This window comes from Streptomyces bobili, from assembly GCF_002154575.1.
GTDB lineage: Bacteria > Actinomycetota > Actinomycetes > Streptomycetales > Streptomycetaceae > Streptomyces > Streptomyces bobili.
This window is the reverse complement of sequence record NZ_MUBA01000757.1, coordinates 1-2,378: the sequence shown is the minus strand read 5'-3', so window position 1 is coordinate 2,378 and position 2,378 is coordinate 1. Positions and strand designations below refer to the sequence as shown.

The window sequence follows — 2,378 nt, the reverse complement described above, 5'->3', positions numbered from 1 at the left end:
CGTCGGCGGACGCGGAGCCGGTTCCGCAGCTGGTCGAGCGGGAACCGGCGCCGGAGGCGGGAGTACCGGCGTAGATGCCGTACAGTGGTGTGCGACCCACGTCTACGCAGACCGGTTTGCCTCAAGGGGCACAGGGTGCGTATGGTGGTAGATCGTTTGATCCCATTTGCCCGGCGCCACAACAGAGCGCGCCGTGTGGCGCGTACTCTCCCTTACCGTGACGGACCGCATTGAGGCGGTCGAATGCGAACACGGAGTTGACGGGCGCGTGCCGACGAGACTCCGGAAGGTTTCGCATTCGCATGTCCATTTCCAGTACTGATCACGCCGTCGTGTCCGAGAACAGCGAGACGGTCGACGCCGTCGAGACTGTCGAGGTCACCGCGACCGTCGACGCCATCGAGACCGACGTCACCGACGTCACCGACGTCATCGAGGCCGTCGAGGCCGACAAGGCTCCCGAGCTGACCTTCACGGACCTCGGTCTCCCCGAGAGCGTCGTGCGCAAGCTCACCCAGAACGGCGTGACCTCCCCCTTCCCGATCCAGGCGGCGACCATCCCGGACGCCATGGCGGGCAAGGACATCCTCGGCCGCGGTCGCACGGGCTCCGGCAAGACCCTCTCCTTCGGTCTGCCGACGCTGACCACGCTGGCCGGCGGCCACACCGAGAAGCGCAAGCCGCGCGCCGTCATCCTCACCCCGACCCGCGAGCTAGCGATGCAGGTCGCCGACGCGCTCCAGCCGTACGGCGACGTCCTCGGCCTGAAGATGAAGGTCGTCTGCGGCGGCACCTCGATGAGCAACCAGATCTACGCCCTGGAGCGTGGCGTCGACATCCTGGTCGCCACCCCGGGCCGACTGCGCGACATCATCAACCGCGGCGCCTGCTCCCTGGAGAACGTCAAGGTCACCGTCCTCGACGAGGCCGACCAGATGTCGGACCTGGGCTTCCTGCCCGAGGTCACCGAGCTGCTCGACCAGGTCCCGCAGGGCGGCCAGCGGATGCTGTTCTCGGCCACGATGGAGAACGAGATCTCCACGCTGGTCAAGCGCTACCTGCACAACCCGGTCACGCACGAGGTCGACAGCGCCCAGGGCAACGTCACGACCATGTCGCACCACATCCTGATCGTGAAGCCCAAGGACAAGGCGCCGGTCACCGCCGCGATCGCCTCCCGCAAGGGCCGCACGATCATCTTCGTCCGCACCCAGCTGGGCGCCGACCGCATCGCCGAGCAGCTCTGCGACTCCGGTGTGAAGGCCGACGCGCTGCACGGCGGCATGACGCAGGGCGCCCGCACCCGCGTGCTCGAGGACTTCAAGAAGGGCTACGTCAACGCGCTCGTCGCGACCGACGTCGCCGCCCGCGGCATCCACGTCGACGGCATCGACCTGGTCCTCAACGTGGACCCGGCCGGCGACCACAAGGACTACCTGCACCGCGCCGGCCGTACGGCCCGTGCCGGCCGCACCGGCACCGTCGTCTCGCTGTCGCTGCCGCATCAGCGCCGCCAGATCTTCCGCATGATGGAGGACGCGGGCGTCGACGCCGGGCGTCACATCATCCAGGGCGGTACGGCCTTCGAGCCCGAGGTCGCCGAGATCACCGGCGCCCGGTCGATGACCGAGGTCCAGGCCGAGTCGGCGGGCAACGCCGCGCAGCAGGCCGAGCGCGAGGTCGCCGAGCTGACCAGGGAGCTGGAGCGCGCGCAGCGCCGTGCGAACGAGCTGCGCGAGGAGGCCGACCGGCTGGTCGCGCGGGTCGCCCGCGAGCGTGGTGAGGACCCGGAGACGGCGATCGCCGAGGCGCAGGCCGCGGTGGCCGGCACCGGCGAGACCGCGCCCGTCGTGGCGGAGGCCGTGACCGAGGTGTCCGTGCCGGCGCAGCCCGCCGCGCGCGACGCCGACCGTCCGGTCCGCGAGGAGCGTCCGGCGAGCTCGTCGTCGTACGAGCGCCGCGAGCGTCGGGACGACCGTGGAGACCGTGGCGGTGACCGGGGTGGCTTCAACCGTGACCGTGACGACCGTGGTGGGCGTTCCTTCAACCGTGACCGCGACGACCGCGGTGGCCGTTCCTTCGAGCGTCGTGACGACCGTGGTGGCCGTCCCGCGTTCAACCGTGACGACCGTGGTGGGCGTCCGTTCGAGCGTCGCGACGACCGTGGTGGCAGCCGTCCCCCGTTCAGCCGCGACAACCGCGACGACCGTGGCGGTCGCTCCTTCGAGCGTCGCGACGACCGCGGTGGCTTCAACCGCGACCGTGACGACCGTGGTGGCCGTCCCGCGTTCAACCGTGACGACCGTGGTGGGCGTCCGTTCGAGCGTCGCGACGACCGTGGTGGCAGCCGTCCCCCGTTCAACCGCGACGACCGCGGT

General features: G+C 70.4%; 1 protein-coding gene. It reads left to right on the top strand.

Annotated elements, in window-relative coordinates; genetic code table 11:
* Positions 1 to 302: 302 nt before the first annotated feature.
* On the top strand, positions 303 to 2,378 hold a 2,076-nt coding region (locus tag BZL64_RS37280), incomplete at its 3' end, for a DEAD/DEAH box helicase (protein ID WP_086773423.1).